Annotated in this window: 15 protein-coding genes; 6 read left to right on the top strand and 9 right to left on the bottom strand. The window is 34.5% G+C overall.

All coding sequences use genetic code 11. The features are described 5' to 3' along the window. Positions 1 to 334: 334 nt before the first annotated feature. The 6 genes from C8P67_RS17190 to C8P67_RS17215 all read left to right on the top strand — a co-directional run bounded on the left by C8P67_RS17190 (position 335) and on the right by C8P67_RS17215 (position 6,823). Complete coding sequence (locus tag C8P67_RS17190; RefSeq protein WP_115814423.1) at positions 335 to 1,111, top strand: tetratricopeptide repeat protein; 777 nt, start codon at positions 335 to 337, stop codon at positions 1,109 to 1,111. 69 nt (positions 1,112 to 1,180) lie between these two features. Continuing rightward, positions 1,181 to 1,753, top strand: coding sequence for a 6,7-dimethyl-8-ribityllumazine synthase (ribH, locus tag C8P67_RS17195; protein ID WP_115814424.1), 573 nt, complete (start codon positions 1,181 to 1,183; stop codon positions 1,751 to 1,753). 355 nt (positions 1,754 to 2,108) lie between these two features. Next, on the top strand, positions 2,109 to 4,013 hold the full coding sequence (mutL, locus tag C8P67_RS17200; RefSeq protein ID WP_115814425.1) for a DNA mismatch repair endonuclease MutL: 1,905 nt from the start codon (positions 2,109 to 2,111) through the stop codon (positions 4,011 to 4,013). Further along, positions 4,010 to 4,768, top strand: coding sequence for a rhomboid family intramembrane serine protease (locus tag C8P67_RS17205; protein WP_115814426.1), 759 nt, complete (start codon positions 4,010 to 4,012; stop codon positions 4,766 to 4,768). Before mutL ends, C8P67_RS17205 begins: the two co-directional genes overlap by 4 nt. 78 nt (positions 4,769 to 4,846) lie before the next feature. Next, complete coding sequence (locus C8P67_RS17210; protein WP_115814427.1) at positions 4,847 to 5,704, top strand: rhomboid family intramembrane serine protease; 858 nt, start codon at positions 4,847 to 4,849, stop codon at positions 5,702 to 5,704. 72 nt (positions 5,705 to 5,776) lie between these two features. After that, on the top strand, positions 5,777 to 6,823 hold the full coding sequence (locus C8P67_RS17215) for an endonuclease/exonuclease/phosphatase family protein (RefSeq protein WP_115814428.1): 1,047 nt from the start codon (positions 5,777 to 5,779) through the stop codon (positions 6,821 to 6,823). A gap of 114 nt (positions 6,824 to 6,937) precedes the next feature. Here C8P67_RS17215 and C8P67_RS17220 read toward each other — a convergent pair whose 3' ends face one another. The 9 genes from C8P67_RS17220 to C8P67_RS17260 form a co-directional block, all read right to left on the bottom strand. Continuing rightward, on the bottom strand, positions 6,938 to 7,564 hold the full coding sequence (locus C8P67_RS17220; protein WP_115814429.1) for a WbqC family protein: 627 nt from the start codon (positions 7,562 to 7,564) through the stop codon (positions 6,938 to 6,940). 65 nt (positions 7,565 to 7,629) lie between these two features. Then, positions 7,630 to 9,183, bottom strand: a complete 1,554-nt coding sequence (gene lepB / locus C8P67_RS17225; RefSeq protein ID WP_115814430.1) for a signal peptidase I — start codon at positions 9,181 to 9,183, stop codon at positions 7,630 to 7,632. A gap of 75 nt (positions 9,184 to 9,258) precedes the next feature. Then, the gene (gene dapB / locus C8P67_RS17230; RefSeq protein ID WP_115814431.1) at positions 9,259 to 9,966 is read right to left on the bottom strand and encodes a 4-hydroxy-tetrahydrodipicolinate reductase; all 708 of its coding nucleotides are present in this window, start codon (positions 9,964 to 9,966) and stop codon (positions 9,259 to 9,261) included. A 49-nt stretch (positions 9,967 to 10,015) separates the two neighbouring features. Next, positions 10,016 to 10,576, bottom strand: a complete 561-nt coding sequence (locus tag C8P67_RS17235; protein ID WP_115814432.1) for a DUF5683 domain-containing protein — start codon at positions 10,574 to 10,576, stop codon at positions 10,016 to 10,018. Further along, the gene (locus C8P67_RS17240) at positions 10,576 to 11,475 is read right to left on the bottom strand and encodes a ParB/RepB/Spo0J family partition protein (protein ID WP_115814433.1); all 900 of its coding nucleotides are present in this window, start codon (positions 11,473 to 11,475) and stop codon (positions 10,576 to 10,578) included. Before C8P67_RS17240 ends, C8P67_RS17235 begins: the two co-directional genes overlap by 1 nt. Before the next feature lie 4 nt (positions 11,476 to 11,479). Further along, complete coding sequence (locus C8P67_RS17245) at positions 11,480 to 12,247, bottom strand: ParA family protein (protein WP_115814434.1); 768 nt, start codon at positions 12,245 to 12,247, stop codon at positions 11,480 to 11,482. Between the two features lie 236 nt (positions 12,248 to 12,483). After that, positions 12,484 to 13,365, bottom strand: a complete 882-nt coding sequence (locus C8P67_RS17250) for an SDR family oxidoreductase (RefSeq protein ID WP_170141481.1) — start codon at positions 13,363 to 13,365, stop codon at positions 12,484 to 12,486. Positions 13,366 to 13,481: 116 nt separating this feature from the next. Continuing rightward, positions 13,482 to 14,606, bottom strand: a complete 1,125-nt coding sequence (locus tag C8P67_RS17255) for a methionine aminotransferase (RefSeq protein WP_115814435.1) — start codon at positions 14,604 to 14,606, stop codon at positions 13,482 to 13,484. 44 nt (positions 14,607 to 14,650) lie between these two features. After that, complete coding sequence (locus C8P67_RS17260; RefSeq protein WP_115814436.1) at positions 14,651 to 15,496, bottom strand: tetratricopeptide repeat protein; 846 nt, start codon at positions 15,494 to 15,496, stop codon at positions 14,651 to 14,653. Positions 15,497 to 15,506: the final 10 nt, after the last annotated feature.

Here is a 15,506-nt window from a genome sequence, read left to right on the forward strand (position 1 = left end):
ATGATAATTCAAATTTCATTCTCGAATGAAAAAATGAGGGACTTTCAGTCCCTCGTAAAACAAACCTCTGCACTTTCAGTGCAGAGTGGTTTAGTTAGCACTACAAAATTTGCAATCTGTACCCTGTATTCTAAAATCTGCAGCCTGAAACCTGCAATCTGAAGTTTGAAATCGCTGGCAACACTCCCTGATTATTTGGATAATAAGCCGTGGTTTTGCAGTAATAATAAGGGATTAAAAATTTTTTTGCAATTTTTAATATAAAATCCATTTTTTTTACGTGCATTAGAATAAAAATTTTATTTTTGCCGTTCACATAAATTAAATTTTTATAATGGCTACTTACAATAAAAGAGGATATAAAGCACCAAAAGAAAAGGAAGTTAAAGACGATGCAGTTGAAAATGTAACGATTGACGAAAAAGACAGCGCTACGGCTGAGGTTTTTTCTAAATTAGATGAAACGGCTTCTAGAACAGAGGACTGGGTTGCTAAGAATCAAAAAATTATAATTGGAGTTGTTGGTGCTATTACATTAGTAACTGTTGGTTATTTTGCTTACCAAAAATTTATTGCTAACCCGAAAGAGGATGATGCGGCTAACGAAATGTTTGTAGCACAGTCTAATTTTGATAAAGCGACTAACGGTGTAGCGAGTGACTCTTTATATAAGTTATCATTGAATGGTTCTGAAGGGAAATTTGGATTTGTGAAAATCGCTGACGAATATTCTGGAACTGCTGCAGGGAATCTGGCTAACTACTATGCTGGTATTGCTTACCTGAACACTGGAAAATATGATGAAGCAATTACTTATTTAGGTAAATTCAGTTCAGAGGATATTATTTTAAGCGCTTTGGCAAAAGGAGCTATCGGGGATGCTTATTCTCAAAAAAATCAGCCAAAAGAAGCTTTGGAAAACTATGTAAAAGCATTTGAGTCAAGCAAAAATGATTTCACTACGCCTCGTTTCCTTATGAAAGCTGGTAAAGTGGCTTTGGCTCTTGGAAACAAAGAAGATGCGTTGAAATATTTTACAGATATTAAAGAAAATTATGAAAATTCTCCTGAAGCTGGTCAAGTGGAAGGTTTGATTGGTCTAGCACAGTAATATAGGAGACAGTTTTCAGAGAGCAGTACTTGCTGCAATCTAAATAGTGTAATCTGCAATCTAAAAAATATGGCTACCGAAAATAAAAATTTATCTGATTACGATAAAAACTCAATCCCAAACGCGAAAGATTTTCGCTTTGGGATTGTTGTTTCAGAATGGAATGATACCATAACCGAAGGGCTTTATAATGGCGCTGTTACGGCTTTGCTGGAGAATGAAGTGCCTCCTCATCACATTATCCGCTGGAATGTTCCAGGGAGTTTTGAGCTGATATATGGTTCTAAAAAAATGCTGCAGACTCAGAATGTTGATGCTGTAATTGCTATTGGATGTGTGATCCAAGGACAGACCAAACATTTTGATTTTGTATGCGAAGGGGTTACGCAGGGAATCAAAGATTTGAACGTTCAAACTGATATCCCAGTTATATTCTGCGTTTTGACAGATAATATAATGCAGCAGTCTATTGACAGAAGCGGTGGGATTCACGGAAATAAAGGAACTGAAGCTGCTATTGCAGCTATAAAAATGGCTTATATCCGTCAGCAGGCTTCTTTGTCACACCAAATTGATAACCAGCATTTATTGTCTTCAGGGGCTTTGCGAATTGGTAATGAACCTTTGCAGATAGAAGAATAAATAATCAATTACGAATAATCAATTAGGGATTAAGATTGGTTATCGTCAATAAAAATCACCTATACTTTTCACTGGATAGTATAGGTTTTTTTATGCTTATACGCCTGAAAGAAGAGTGGATATATTTACCCATAAATGATACTGATCCTTGGTATGAAAAATATGTTTTTTTATCAGCTTTGTATTTTATCGGGAATAATCTACTGAATCCGTGTAATCTGTGCGGTCATTTTTTATGGTTTTTTTATGGTTTTTAAACTGTCAAAACACAGTAGAAATTCCTTAAATTTGTCCTTCTTTGGTTTGGTTTTAAATCAGAAATCTAATTCGTTAATCTACAATTTAAAATTTTTCAATGTCGAGTATAATTCAATTGCTTCCTGATCATGTTGCCAACCAGATTGCTGCCGGCGAAGTAGTGCAAAGGCCTGCTTCGGTAGTGAAAGAGCTATTGGAAAACGCAGTTGATGCCAAAGCAACCGACATCAAATTGATTATTAAAGATGCGGGAAAGTCCTTGGTACAAGTCATTGATAATGGATCAGGAATGAATGTGACTGATGCCCGTTTGTGTTTTGAGCGTCACGCCACTTCCAAAATCAGGCAGGCCGAAGATTTATTTTCTCTGAATACCAAAGGGTTTCGAGGAGAAGCATTGGCCTCTATTGCGGCGATTGCGCATATGGAGATGAAGACCAAACTAGAGCAGGAAGAGCTGGGAACCCACATTGTTATTGAAGGAAGTAAGTTCATGTCGCAGGATGTGGCGGTTTTGCCAAAAGGAACTTCATTTGCTGTAAAAAATTTGTTTTTTAATATTCCGGCGCGTCGTAATTTCCTCAAATCGGATACGGTGGAATACCGTCATATTATTGATGAGTTTCAAAGAGTGGCTTTGGCTCATCCCAAAATTCATTTTACGTTTTATCATAATGGCAGCGATATGTATAATCTGCCGCCATCGAGTTTAAGACAGCGCATTGTTAATTTTTTTGGAGGGAAAACTAATGAAAAATTAGTTCCTGTTGTCGAAGATACCGAGATGATGAATATTCAGGGTTTTGTAAGCAAGCCTGAATTTGCCAAAAAGAGCAGGGGAGAGCAGTTTTTCTTTGTCAATGACCGTTTTATAAAAAGTCCGTACCTGCATCATGCGGTTATGGCTGCTTATGAAGGGATTCTGAAAGATGGTTCGCAGCCAAGTTATTATTTATATTTAACGGTGCCGCCAAATACTATTGATATCAACATACATCCTACTAAAACCGAAATCAAGTTCGATAACGAAAGTGCGATGTATGCTATTTTAAGAGCTTCTATTAAACACAGTCTGGGACAGTTTAATGTGGCTCCTGTTTTGGATTTTGAAAGGGATGCCAATCTGGATACGCCTTATCATTATAAAAATTTGGAAGGTGAAGTGCCAACGATTCAGATTGATACTAATTTTAATCCTTTTGCAGAAGAGAAACCTAGTAAGAGTTATTCTTCTTCCTCATCTTATAAAAGAGTTGAGCCAGCTGCAACTTGGGAAAGTCTGTATGTAGATGTGAAACATGATACAAGTGCTGTTTTTGGTAGAAATGAATTTGCTTCGAGTAACAACAATGATTTTTCGTTTGAAAATAATGAATTTGCTTTTGAAAATGAAGAAGTTACATCGTCTCTGTTTAATGACGAAGAGGTAGAACAGACTGTTCAGAGAACATATCAGATTCATAAAAAATATATAGTGTCGCCTATAAAGTCTGGGATGGTAATTATTGACCAAAACAGAGCACATCAGCGGGTTTTATATGAGCAGTTTTTGGTAAATATGACAGTGCAGCACGCTTCGAGCCAGCAGTTACTGTTTCCTATAAACTTGTTTTATTCGACAAGCGAAATGGAACTTATTGCCGAATTACAGCAGTCTCTAGTCAATACAGGATTTGTTTTTGAGGATTCGAACCCCGATCATATTGTGATTTCGGGTATACCGGTCAATATTACTGAGAGCGAAGTAGCTGTGGTTTTGGATCAGCTGCTGGGCGATCTGCATAACGGAATTCCAGAGAACAGTTTTAGTCAGAATGATACGATTGCCAAATCGATGGCAAAAAGTCTGGCTGTCAAAACCGGCGCTTATTTAACCGAAAAAGAACAGGAAAATTTAGTCAACGGTCTTTTTGCCTGTAAAGATCCAAATGTTTCCCCATTTCAAAAACCTACCTTCATCACCATGCGTGTGGAAGATTTAGATAAAAAATTTGCCTTATGATGAATATTACCCCTACAGTTAAGCAATTGTTAATAATAAATGTGTTGTTTTATATTGGTTCAATAATTGTTGGTGAACCAGCTTATAAAATGCTTTCTATGTATTTTTATGAAAATCCGGATTTTCATTTCTGGCAAATTTTCACACATATGTTCATGCATGCCCCACTGCCCAATATTATGCACATTGCTTTCAATATGTTTGCCCTTTATTCTTTTGGATCGGCGTTGGAGCATTATTGGGGAGGTAAAAGATTTATTTTCTTTTATATTTCTTGTGGTTTAGGTGCTGCATTATTACATACACTCGTCAATTATTATTTTTTTGAAAGTGCTATAAATACTTTGGTTGCAAATGGCTATTCAAAGTTGGAGATATTAAAAACGTTGAGCGAAGGAAAATTTGATACTAAATGGCAACAGCTATTGTCTCCTTCTAGTTTTGATGCTTTTACTGGAGCTTATTTTGGTAATGTGGTCGGTGCTTCGGGAGCTATTTATGGTTTGTTAGTGGCCTTCGCTTTTATGTTTCCTAATGCTGAACTGGCTCTGATGTTTATTCCAGTTCCAGTAAAAGCTAAATATTTTGTTCCTGGATTATTGTTGGTTGATTTATATTTGGGTGTTTCTGGGGGTTCTATTTTTGGAGGATCAAGCGGAATTGCTCATTTTGCCCATATCGGAGGTGCAATTGTAGGCTTTGCCATGATGTGGTATTGGAGAAATAATAAATTTAATCATAAACGATGGAACTAGTTAAAAAGACTATGTTCTATTAATTGAAATTAAATTACAAATTGTAAATTTCAGATAAATAATCGAAAAGAAAAACGTATGAATATTTTAGACGATTTGAAAATGCAATATAGATTAGGCGGTATCGCCATGAAAATGATCTTTTGGAATATAGGCTGTTTCTTGGTTTCCCTTTTTTTCTATCAGTTTAGCACAGGAGTTTTTGATTTTCCCAATTGGATTGCTTTGTCATCAGAACCATCGGTTTTTGTGTTAAGACCTTGGACTTTTTTATCATATGCTTTTTTTCATGATGGCTTTTTGCATTTGTTTTTTAATATGATAGTGCTGAATTTTTCCAGCTATTTATTTTTGACTTTTTTCTCTGCTAAACAGTATTTAGGAGTTTATATTTTAAGTGCCGTTTTTGCAGGAATAATTTTTACTTTGGGATTTAATCTTTTGCATTTAAGCGGTGCCATAGTTGGAGCTTCGGCAGCAATAATGGCCATTTTGGTGGCAGCAACGACATATAATCCTTTAATGGATGTAAGATTGTTATTGGTTGGGAATGTCAAATTATGGCACGTTACTGCAGTAATTATTGTTTTGGATTTAATGCAGTTTCGTTTAGGAAACTCAGGAGGACATATTTCGCATTTAGCGGGAGCTTTTTTTGGTTTTATGTATGTAAAGCTGCTGCAAAATGGAATCGATTTGAGTAGAATAGTAACTGCAGTTTTGGATTTTTTAACTAATTTGTTCAAAAAGCCTTCTACACCATTCAAAAAAGTACACAAAAACTACAAGAAACCAGTTGAAAAAACGGCTTCTAAAATAGTGGTTAAAGATAAAAAACAGCAGCAGATAGATGAGATTTTGGATAAAATCAGTCAGTCTGGATATGATAGTTTGAATCAAGAAGAAAAAGAATTTTTGTTTCAAGCAGGAAAATAGCTTATTTTTATATCACTATTGAAGTGTAAATCGAGAGCTTTTAACTTTTTAAAGCTCAAAATACATTAAAAAATGAAGAACCTTTCATGGTTTAATAAAGGAATGTTTCTTTTGAATTTAGCAGTTATAGTGCTAACATTCATTGCTTATCTGCTCCCTTTTTTGGCGCCAAAAATCTTTCCGTTTGCATCGGTTTTGACTTTGTTTATGCCCTTGTTTTTTTTAGCCAATGGATTATTCTTTCTCTATTGGGGCATGCAGTTCAAAAAGCGTATGATTTTGTCGGGCTTGGTTCTTTTGGTTGGAATTACTTTTTTTAATAAATTTTATAAATTCTCAGCAAAAGAATTTCAGGCAGGTGACAAGGATTTTACCATTATGAGTTATAACGTACGATTGTTCAATGTCTTTAAATGGCTGGATCGTGACGATATTCCGGATACAATCTTAGAATTTATCAATAACCAAAATCCTGATATTTTGTGTATTCAGGAATTTTCTAATTCTGCGGATATTGATTTAAAAGTGTACCCTTATAAATATGTTTTAATGGAAGGTGACCAGATTAAAACGGGTCAGGCAATATTTTCTAAATTTCCAATTATTGATCAGGGGCATATTGTATTTCCTCATTCAAATAATAACGTTGTTTATGCGGATATAAAAAAGGGCAAGGATATTATTAGGGTATATAACATGCATCTGCAGTCTATAAAAATATCACCGGAAGTAGGTGAGATTTCCGAAAACATTGATGTGATCAATCAGAAAAAATCGAAATACCTTTTTAATCGCATTAGTAAAGCTTTCAAGCAGCAACAAGAACAAGCTGCTATTTTTAAAGAACACGAGAAAGATTGCAGATACCCTATTATCATTTGCGGGGATATGAATAACAGTGCTTTTTCGTATGTGTATCGTAATATAAAAGGAAAATTAAAAGATAGTTTTGAAGAAGCAGGTAAAGGTTTTGGGGCTACCTATAAGTTTAAATATTATCCAGCAAGAATTGATTATATTTTTGCAGATGCAGCCATGGAGGTAAAGCAGTTCGACAGCTTTTCTGATTTTCAGAATTCAGACCATTTTCCTATTATGGCAAAACTATCTATGGAGTAGCTGTATTAGCAATTTAAAAGAAAAATCACCGCAGATTCGCTTTAGATAATTTTGATTGGCGAATGAATTTGCGGTGATTTTATAAGTGTCAATTTTGATGAGTACTCTGCGTGTCTATTGAATAAGTATTTGATTCTTCAAATACTCCATTGCAAATTTCCCTTCGTTAAATAATAAATCAAGTACGCTTAAATTATTCAAAAATCCATGCTTGTCATCAAAGACTTGGGTGTAAGGCTCGAAAACAGAATGGTCTTTTTTTCCATTTACTAAATAGCGGAAATCTATTTGTTTTGAATTATCTATTTCGTGGAAATATTCAGTAGTGTGATCAAATTCTAATTTCATTCGCAGACATTTACATACAATATCGAAAGCTTCCAAATTTAGATCCATCAGGAAATTGTGTTTCTTTTGAAAAATGGGCAGTAAATCATCCTCAAAGTATTCAAAAAAAGGAGAGCTTCTATAAGCAGCTTCAAGCGATTTGAAATGCTGTTTTTGCCAATCAAATTCCTGTTCTATCTTTATCTCTTTTGTCTTCTGATGATTATAACCATTAGAATGTTTTATGGGGATATTTAGTAATTGAATGCCATTTGGGCTGTAAATATAAGTACGGTTGCGATTGGTTTGTTTTTGAAAATTATCCTCCATTTCAAATGTAATGCCTTCAGATTGTGCTATAGCAGCAAAATGACTAATGGATGGAAAATAAGAAGGATGTATGAGAATATTCATTTTTTTTAAGGTAAGAGTTTAGAAGGTTTAGTTCTGCGAGTAAACCTTCTAAACAATGTAAACTTTTAAGCTTTTTTTGCTTTTCTTTTGTTCCAAAAATACTCGCCGGCAAAAAATAAGGCAAGAGTAATCAAGAAAAATTTAAAGTAAGATTGTGGCTGTCCTTCACCGCTAACAGTAGTGAATACCCTGTCCCAGCGAATTTTGTTTAAGCCTTTTCCATTAGTATCCCAGCTTAACCAAATAAAAATTGGTTTTCCTACTATATGATTTTCTGGAACATAACCCCAATAGCGGCTGTCTTCCGAGTTGTGGCGGTTATCACCCATCATCCAATAATAATTTTGGCTGAAAGTATAGGTGCTGGCAGCTTTTCCATTAATTATAATCTCATTTCCATTCACTTTCAGGTCATTTTTCTCGTAGTCAGTGATAATGGTTTTATAAAATGGCAATGATTCTAGAGTCAATGCAACCGTTTTTCCTTTTTGTGGAATATAAATTGGTCCAAAATTATCTTGGCTCCATGGTTTAGTATGAGGAAAAATACCGCTGTCAGCATTATTATAAATGATTCGGTTTACGGCTGTTATTCCAGGCACATTTTTTAGTCTCTCAGCCCCAGCAACAGTCAATGCACTTACAACCAATGTATCTCTGGTTTGCTGATTTAAAAAATAACCTCCGTCTGTGATATCCATGTCTCTGAACAGGTATTCAAAATCGATAGGGGTTTTACCATCCAAAATTACTTTATAAGAAAATTGTGGTTTTGCACGTTCTGGCAAAATCAATTCTTTCCCATTAATGTATACTAAGCCGTTTTTTATCGATAAGCTGTCTCCGGGAACACCAACGCAGCGTTTTACATAATTTGATTTTTTGTCTATAGGCTTGTCAACTCTAAGTCCTGATCGATCTCTAAATTTATATACAGTATCAGCTGGCCAGTTGAAAACGACAATGTCAGTTCGGCCAATAGTTTGTAAACCAGGAAGCCTAAAATAAGGCAATTGTGGCCAATTCAAATAAGATTTTTGTTTAGTTAACGGAATAGTATCGTGTACCATTGGCATTGCTACAGTAGTCATTGGGACTCTGGCACCGTAATTCATTTTGCTTACAAACAAGAAGTCTCCAACTAATAATGATTTCTCTAAAGAAGAAGTAGGAATGGTGTATGGTTGGATAAAGTAAGTGTGTACAATTGTTGCCACAATAATTGCAAAAAGCAAGGAACTAATCGTATCGGCAGCTTTATGTTCGGAATTTGCATTTCGATCAGCTATGTATGTTAAAGTTTGCGTGTAATTAAGATAAAAAATATAAAAACCTAGGGTTACAATTACAAGAAAAGTATCTAGACTTGATTTTTTACCAAAGCTTCGAAGCGTTTCTACCCAAATAACGGGAAACATAATTAAATTAATAATTGGAATAAAAAGTAAAATTGTCCACCATGTTGGGCGTCCAATTATTTTCATTAAAACAATAGCATTGTAAACTGGAATAGCAGCTTCCCGTCTTTTTCGCCCAGCACTTTCATATAGTTTCCATGTTCCTAAGAAATGAATTACCTGAACAGCTAAGAAAAATACAAACCAAAGATATAGTGTCATAATTTGAAAATTTGAGGTTAAAAATTAGAAGTTTAGATCGGGATCCAAATTCTATTTTAAATTGTATTCGAAATGTTATTTGGAATTTAAATTCAATACATCTTTCATAGTAAATACACCATGTTTTCCGGCTAACCATTCGGCAGCGATTACAGCTCCCAGCGCAAAGCCTTCACGATTGTGTGCGGTATGTTTTATTTCAATTGAATCTACTTCGGAGTTGTAAGTTACTGTGTGTGTTCCGGGAACATTTCCTGTTCGTACTGCTTCAATATGAATTTCGTTTTCTTTAGCTGTATCTAATGTCCAATTAGAGTAATTGCTATTTTTTATAACTCCTTTTGCTAAGGAAATAGCTGTTCCGCTTGGTGCATCTAGCTTTTGATCGTGGTGAATCTCTTCCATGTCAACTTTGTAATGATCAAAAGGCGCCATGATTTTGGCTAAATATTCGTTGAATTCAAAGAATAAATTAACACCTAGGCTAAAATTTGAACTGGATATAAAACCTCCGTTTTTTGCTGCGCAAAGCGCAATCATTTCATCATAATGCTCTAGCCAGCCCGTTGTACCCGAAACTACAGGGACATTAGCGTTAAAACAACTGGAAATATTACTGACCGCTGCAGTTGGAACACTAAAATCGATAGCAACATCGGCAGTCGAAAGTCCATCATAAGTACTGAATTCATCTTTCTTTAAAACAATTTCATGTCCTCTTTCTAAAGCAATTCTTTCGATTACCTGCCCCATCTTTCCGTATCCTAAAAGCGCAATTTTCATTATGTATTATTTTTTGATTTGTAAAAAAAGAGACGAATAATTTTCGAATCTAAAAACGATAATTAAGTGTTAGTCCTAGATTTGCTTTTAATGTTACAGCATCTGGAGTAATTTCGGGTCTTACTGATAGACTTTGATTAACGTTGAATTGTCTTAATGCAGCATGTACGTTGGCATCTATAATGTTAAGGACATAAAAGCCAAGTACAAAAAAACCTGATAACGAAGCATTTCTTTGGTAAAACTCTTGTGCCGAAATTAACTGAGTGTCTGTTAAATAGGCATAATTAGGATCGGGATTACCAGATAAACGGCTTTTATAAGCGTCCCGATACTCATTGTATTTTTTTTTGCTGTCAGCATAAAGGTATAAACTGGTTCCAATAGCACCATAAACTATTGGAATTTTCCAATAGGCTTTATTATATGCTTGGCCAAGTCCAGGTAATATTGCTGAATAAAAAGCTGCTTTTGCAGGCGTCAAAGGATCTATTTCTACTAATTTTAAAGTGTCTTTTGATTGTAAAACAGCATCTTTTTTTGCTTGTGCAAAAATTGCTGCGTTTCCAAAAAGAAAAAGCAATAGACCTATGAATATGATTTTATTCACTATCCTTCTATTAATTTTATAATTCTATTGAAATCTTCTTCAGAATGGAAAGGTATAGTAATTTTTCCTTTGCCATTTCCAGCCACTTTTACATCTATTTTTGTTCCAAAATATTTATTAAAAGTACTTACATCTTCATCGTTAATTTCAAAAGAAGCAGTTTTTGCAGGGATAGCAGGTTTTGGTTTTAAACTTTCGTGGTAGTTTTTTACCAAAGTTTCAGTTTCCCTAACCGAAAGATTTTGGCTTACTATTTTCTGATAAATATCAGTCTGCACATCATGATCATCAATATTGATAATTGCGCGGCCATGCCCCATACTGATAAAACCGTCACGGATACCAGTTTGAATAATCGGATCAAGTTTTAATAAACGTAAATAATTGGCAATTGTAGAGCGTTTTTTACCCACTCTTTCGCTCATTTGTTCCTGAGTTAATTGAATTTCATCAATCAAACGCTGGTAAGATAAGGCAATCTCTATTGGATCTAAGTCATGACGCTGGATGTTTTCAACCAAAGCCATTACTAGTGATTCATTATCGTTTGCGATTCGAATATAAGCAGGAACAGTTGTAAGTCCAATCAATTTAGAAGCGCGTAAACGGCGTTCTCCAGAAATTAACTGGTATTTATTAAAGTCTAATTTACGTACAGTAATAGGCTGAATCACACCTAATTCCTTTATAGAAGTGGCTAATTCGCGTAAAGATTCTTCATTAAAATTACTTCGGGGCTGAAATGGATTTATTTCTATAGCATCAATTTCAAGCTCAATAATATTCCCTACCACTTTATCTGCATTTTTATCTTCTACCGACTGAATATCGTTTTCAGGATCTTTTAATAATGCAGATAAACCTCTACCTAAGGCTTGTTTTTTTATTGCTTTTGACATACAGCTATTTACTATTTTTCTTTATAATTTCTTGTGCTAAATGAATGTAATTAACGGCTCCTTTGCTGGTCGCATCATAGTTAATAATGCTTTCGCCAAAACTTGGAGCTTCACTCAATTTTACATTTCTTTGAATCACAGTTTCAAAAACCATATCGTTAAAGTGTTTTTGAACCTCTTCAACCACTTGGTTTGATAAACGCAATCTTGAATCAAACATTGTCAGCAGTAATCCTTCAATATCTAAATCTGGGTTGTGAATTTTTTGAATACTTTTTATAGTATTCAATAATTTACCCAAACCTTCTAATGCAAAGTACTCACATTGAATTGGGATAACTACAGAATCTGCAGCTGTTAAGGCGTTCAAAGTCAAAAGACCAAGAGAAGGAGCGCAGTCAATTAATATATAATCGTATTGATCTTTCACGCTTTCCAATGCTTTTTTAAGCATGTATTCTCTGTTTTCTTTGTCGACCAATTCTATTTCAATCGCAACAAGATCGATATGTGCAGGAATTACATCAACATTTGGTGAAGAACATTTAATGACAGCTTCCAAAGGAGTATGACTGTGTTCCAGAATTTGATAGGTTCCTATTTCAACAGTTTCAACATCAATTCCTAAACCTGATGTTGCATTTGCTTGAGGATCAGCATCTATAAGTAATACTTTTTTTTCTAATACACCAAGTGAAGCAGCTAGGTTTATTGAAGTTGTAGTTTTTCCAACTCCGCCTTTCTGATTCGCAATCGCTATAATTTTACCCATTTATTTTCTAAATTTTGAACGGTAAAAATACAATTATTTATGGGTTTTGAAAATCTATTTTGTTAACAAAAACAAATAGTTTTTAGACTTCCCGATTTATCCCAACAATATTGTGTGTATTTTTCTTGATTACTCATAATAGTGCAAAAAAAGAGAACTGCATAATTAGTTCTCTTTTTGATTTATTATTGAATACTTTCAATTATCTGAATCTGAATTCTGAATTCTGAAAACAGCTAGCTCTTTTTCTTTGCTTTAATCATCATTTCCAATTGATCCCAAAGTTCTTCTGGAATAGCTTCCAATAAATTGAACTGCCCGGCACCTTTCAGCCATTCACCTCCATCAATAACTACTACTTCGCCGTTTACGTAAGCAGAAAAGTCGGAGACTAAATATGCTGCCAAATTCGCTAATTCCTGATGGTCGCCAACCCTTTTTAGTGGAACTTTTTTGGCCATATCGAACTTTTCGGAAAGATCTCCCGGCAATAATCGGTCCCAAGCGCCTTTGGTAGGAAATGGTCCTGGAGCTATTGCATTGGTACGGATACCATATTTTGCCCATTCTACAGCTAGACTTCTAGTCATGGCTAAAACTCCAGCTTTGGCAGTTGCGCTGGGAACCACGTAGGCAGAACCTGTCCAAGCGTAAGTTGTAACGATATTCAAAACAGTTGCCGAAGTTTGTTTAGTGTCAATCCAGTGTTTTCCAAAAGCAAGTGTGCAGTTTTTGGTTCCCTTCAAAACAATGTCGATTACAGTATCAAAAGCATTGGCTGATAAACGTTCTGTTGGAGAGATAAAATTACCTGCTGCATTGTTTAGCAACACGTCAACTTTGCCAAAAGCTTTCAGTACCTCTTGAAGCATATTTTCTACTTCGTCATAATGACGTACGTCACATTGAAGCGGTAAACATGTTCCATTGGTTTCTGATTCTAATTCCTGAGCTGTGTTTTTTAATTTTTCTAAATCTCTAGAAGTGATGGCAACCTTTGCACCTAATTCTAAAAAATACCTAGTCATTGCTTTTCCTAAGCCGCTTCCGCCTCCAGTAACTACTATTACTTTGCCCTGTAAAGCATCGTCTCTTAACATTTTATCAGTATAACTCATAATGTTTTATATTTTGAATTGTAAATGTAATAAAATTAAATAGTATGCACGCATAATAAAAAAAATTAAATATTTAGATGTATAGATGCTAAAATTAAAATGTCAGCAGCTGTAATTTAGACTGCGCACAATCTTTTTGCAGCTTCTTCCAATGTGAAATCATCTTTGGCAAAGCAAAAACGAATTAATTTTAAATCTTTTCCATCGGCATAAAAAGTAGATATTGGAATGGCTGCAACACCATGATCTTTGATTAATTGCTTGCAAAAATCTACATCACTTTTATCGGAAATATTGCTATATGATGCTACTTGAAAATAAGTTCCTTCACAAGGCATCAGTTCAAATCGGCTGTTTTTTAATAATGCTCTGAAATAATCTCTTTTTTGCTGATAAAACGGACTAATTTCTTCTACCGCAACCAAATCTAAATATTCGGAAACTGCCACTTGACAAATGCTGTTTACACTGAAAACCAGAAACTGATGTACCTTTTTTATTTCTTTCATCAAATGTTCGGGAGCCACTAGATAACCGATTTTCCATCCTGTAACATGAAATGATTTTCCAAATGAGGAAATTGTGATACAGCGGTCAAACAGTTTTTTCCGAGTATGTGTTGAAATGTGTTTTTGTTCGAAAGTGATATATTCATAAACTTCATCAGAAAGCAACAGCACATTTGGATGTTTTTCCAAAAGAGCTTCCAGATTTTCAAAATCGGATTTGTTTAAAATTTTCCCCGTTGGATTGTGCGGATTATTGATGATAATCATTTTTGTTTTATCCGAAAATGCATTTGCAATAGTATTCCAGTTGGGAGTATAGTCGTCGTTAAGTGATACTCGTACTGGTTTTGCATTACTCAATAAAATAGGAGCTTCATAACAATCATAGCTTGGATCCAGAATTATTACTTCATCATTGGGTTGTAATAAAGCCAGTAAAGTTGTAAATATTGCCTGAGTTGCTCCAGCAGTAACAAGTATTTCGGTTTCAAGTGTTTCGCGCTGGTAAGATGATTTTACTAATCCTGTAATTTTGGTTATTAAAGGAGGATAGCCTGACATTGGAGTATATTGATGGACATTTTCTGTGGCTAGACGAGAAATTATTTGAGTTAATCTTTCGTCAACTGGGAAGTTTGGAAATCCCTGCGAAAGATTAATTGCGTTGTATTCAGCAGCCATTTTGGACATTACCGTAAAAATGCTCGTTGTTACATTTGGGAGTTTACTCATTATAATAGAATAATTTATTCAGTATAAAATTAGTTCTTGAAAAATTAATTCATCTTTTCCAATTCGTTTTTAAATTTTTCAACATACGGCCCAAAACGTTCGTCTTTGTCAATTTGAGTAAAGATTATCCATTCGTTGAACTTTTTTAAATTATTCTGACTGTAGAAAGCGCATAAGATATTGAACGCGTTTTCAGATTCATAAGTCTTGTCAGTTATATCCTTTGCTGTTTTATAATAGGTTTTTAATGCATCAGGTAGCTGATTGTTATGTACTTGTGAATAAAGTAATTGTTTGTAAGCATAAGCGTCGTCCGGTGATTCTTTAATTGCTTCTTTTAGGATGGTAATCGCATTTTGAGGCTGATTTAAACAATTATATGAAAAAGCAATTTCAGTTTTAAGCCCTTTGTAATTTGGGTCAATGTTTTTTACTTTTTCTAAAAACGTCAATCCTTTAGCGCATTCGCTCCATGCATTATAAGTAGAACCCCATTTGAATAACCTATTGGCTTCGTTTTCGTCTTTTTGATATGCTTCGAGCCAATCGGGAGTTTTTGAAATACCAAATTCGGCAAAAAAAGATTCAGGGATAATTGCTACTAATGACTTGTTTGGCTGTAATCTAAACTTCATAGAACTTCCCTTTTCTTTTTTGCTTATAAGGAATTTTTCATTGCTGTTTATTTTGAGTGAACCGCCAAAATCGAAAAGTAAACCTTCTTTATCGTCCATGTATACAAAGCCATAGCTGTAGGAGCCTTGTGAGTCAGATGGGAATACGACCCATTTATTTTCGCAGTCAATAGGTTTTAAATTGAAATTCAATTTATCTTGAGCTGTACAGCAAATGCTTATAAAAAAACTTAGAATTAAGATGAAGATTTTCATAATATAAAAA

Source organism: Flavobacterium aquicola (assembly GCF_003385115.1).
GTDB classification, from domain to species: domain Bacteria; phylum Bacteroidota; class Bacteroidia; order Flavobacteriales; family Flavobacteriaceae; genus Flavobacterium; species Flavobacterium aquicola.

Coding starts and splice junctions, on each gene's coding strand:
- C8P67_RS17240 (WP_115814433.1), bottom strand. CDS start 11,475: ATGTCAAAAGCAATAAAAAAACAAGCCTTAGGTAGAGGTTTATCTGCA.
- mutL (WP_115814425.1), top strand. CDS start 2,109: ATGTCGAGTATAATTCAATTGCTTCCTGATCATGTTGCCAACCAGATT.
- C8P67_RS17215 (WP_115814428.1), top strand. CDS start 5,777: ATGAAGAACCTTTCATGGTTTAATAAAGGAATGTTTCTTTTGAATTTA.
- C8P67_RS17250 (WP_170141481.1), bottom strand. CDS start 13,365: ATGAGTTATACTGATAAAATGTTAAGAGACGATGCTTTACAGGGCAAA.
- C8P67_RS17255 (WP_115814435.1), bottom strand. CDS start 14,606: ATGAGTAAACTCCCAAATGTAACAACGAGCATTTTTACGGTAATGTCC.
- dapB (WP_115814431.1), bottom strand. CDS start 9,966: ATGAAAATTGCGCTTTTAGGATACGGAAAGATGGGGCAGGTAATCGAA.
- C8P67_RS17260 (WP_115814436.1), bottom strand. CDS start 15,496: ATGAAAATCTTCATCTTAATTCTAAGTTTTTTTATAAGCATTTGCTGT.
- C8P67_RS17220 (WP_115814429.1), bottom strand. CDS start 7,564: ATGAATATTCTCATACATCCTTCTTATTTTCCATCCATTAGTCATTTT.
- C8P67_RS17205 (WP_115814426.1), top strand. CDS start 4,010: ATGATGAATATTACCCCTACAGTTAAGCAATTGTTAATAATAAATGTG.
- ribH (WP_115814424.1), top strand. CDS start 1,181: ATGGCTACCGAAAATAAAAATTTATCTGATTACGATAAAAACTCAATC.
- C8P67_RS17210 (WP_115814427.1), top strand. CDS start 4,847: ATGAATATTTTAGACGATTTGAAAATGCAATATAGATTAGGCGGTATC.
- C8P67_RS17190 (WP_115814423.1), top strand. CDS start 335: ATGGCTACTTACAATAAAAGAGGATATAAAGCACCAAAAGAAAAGGAA.
- C8P67_RS17245 (WP_115814434.1), bottom strand. CDS start 12,247: ATGGGTAAAATTATAGCGATTGCGAATCAGAAAGGCGGAGTTGGAAAA.
- lepB (WP_115814430.1), bottom strand. CDS start 9,183: ATGACACTATATCTTTGGTTTGTATTTTTCTTAGCTGTTCAGGTAATT.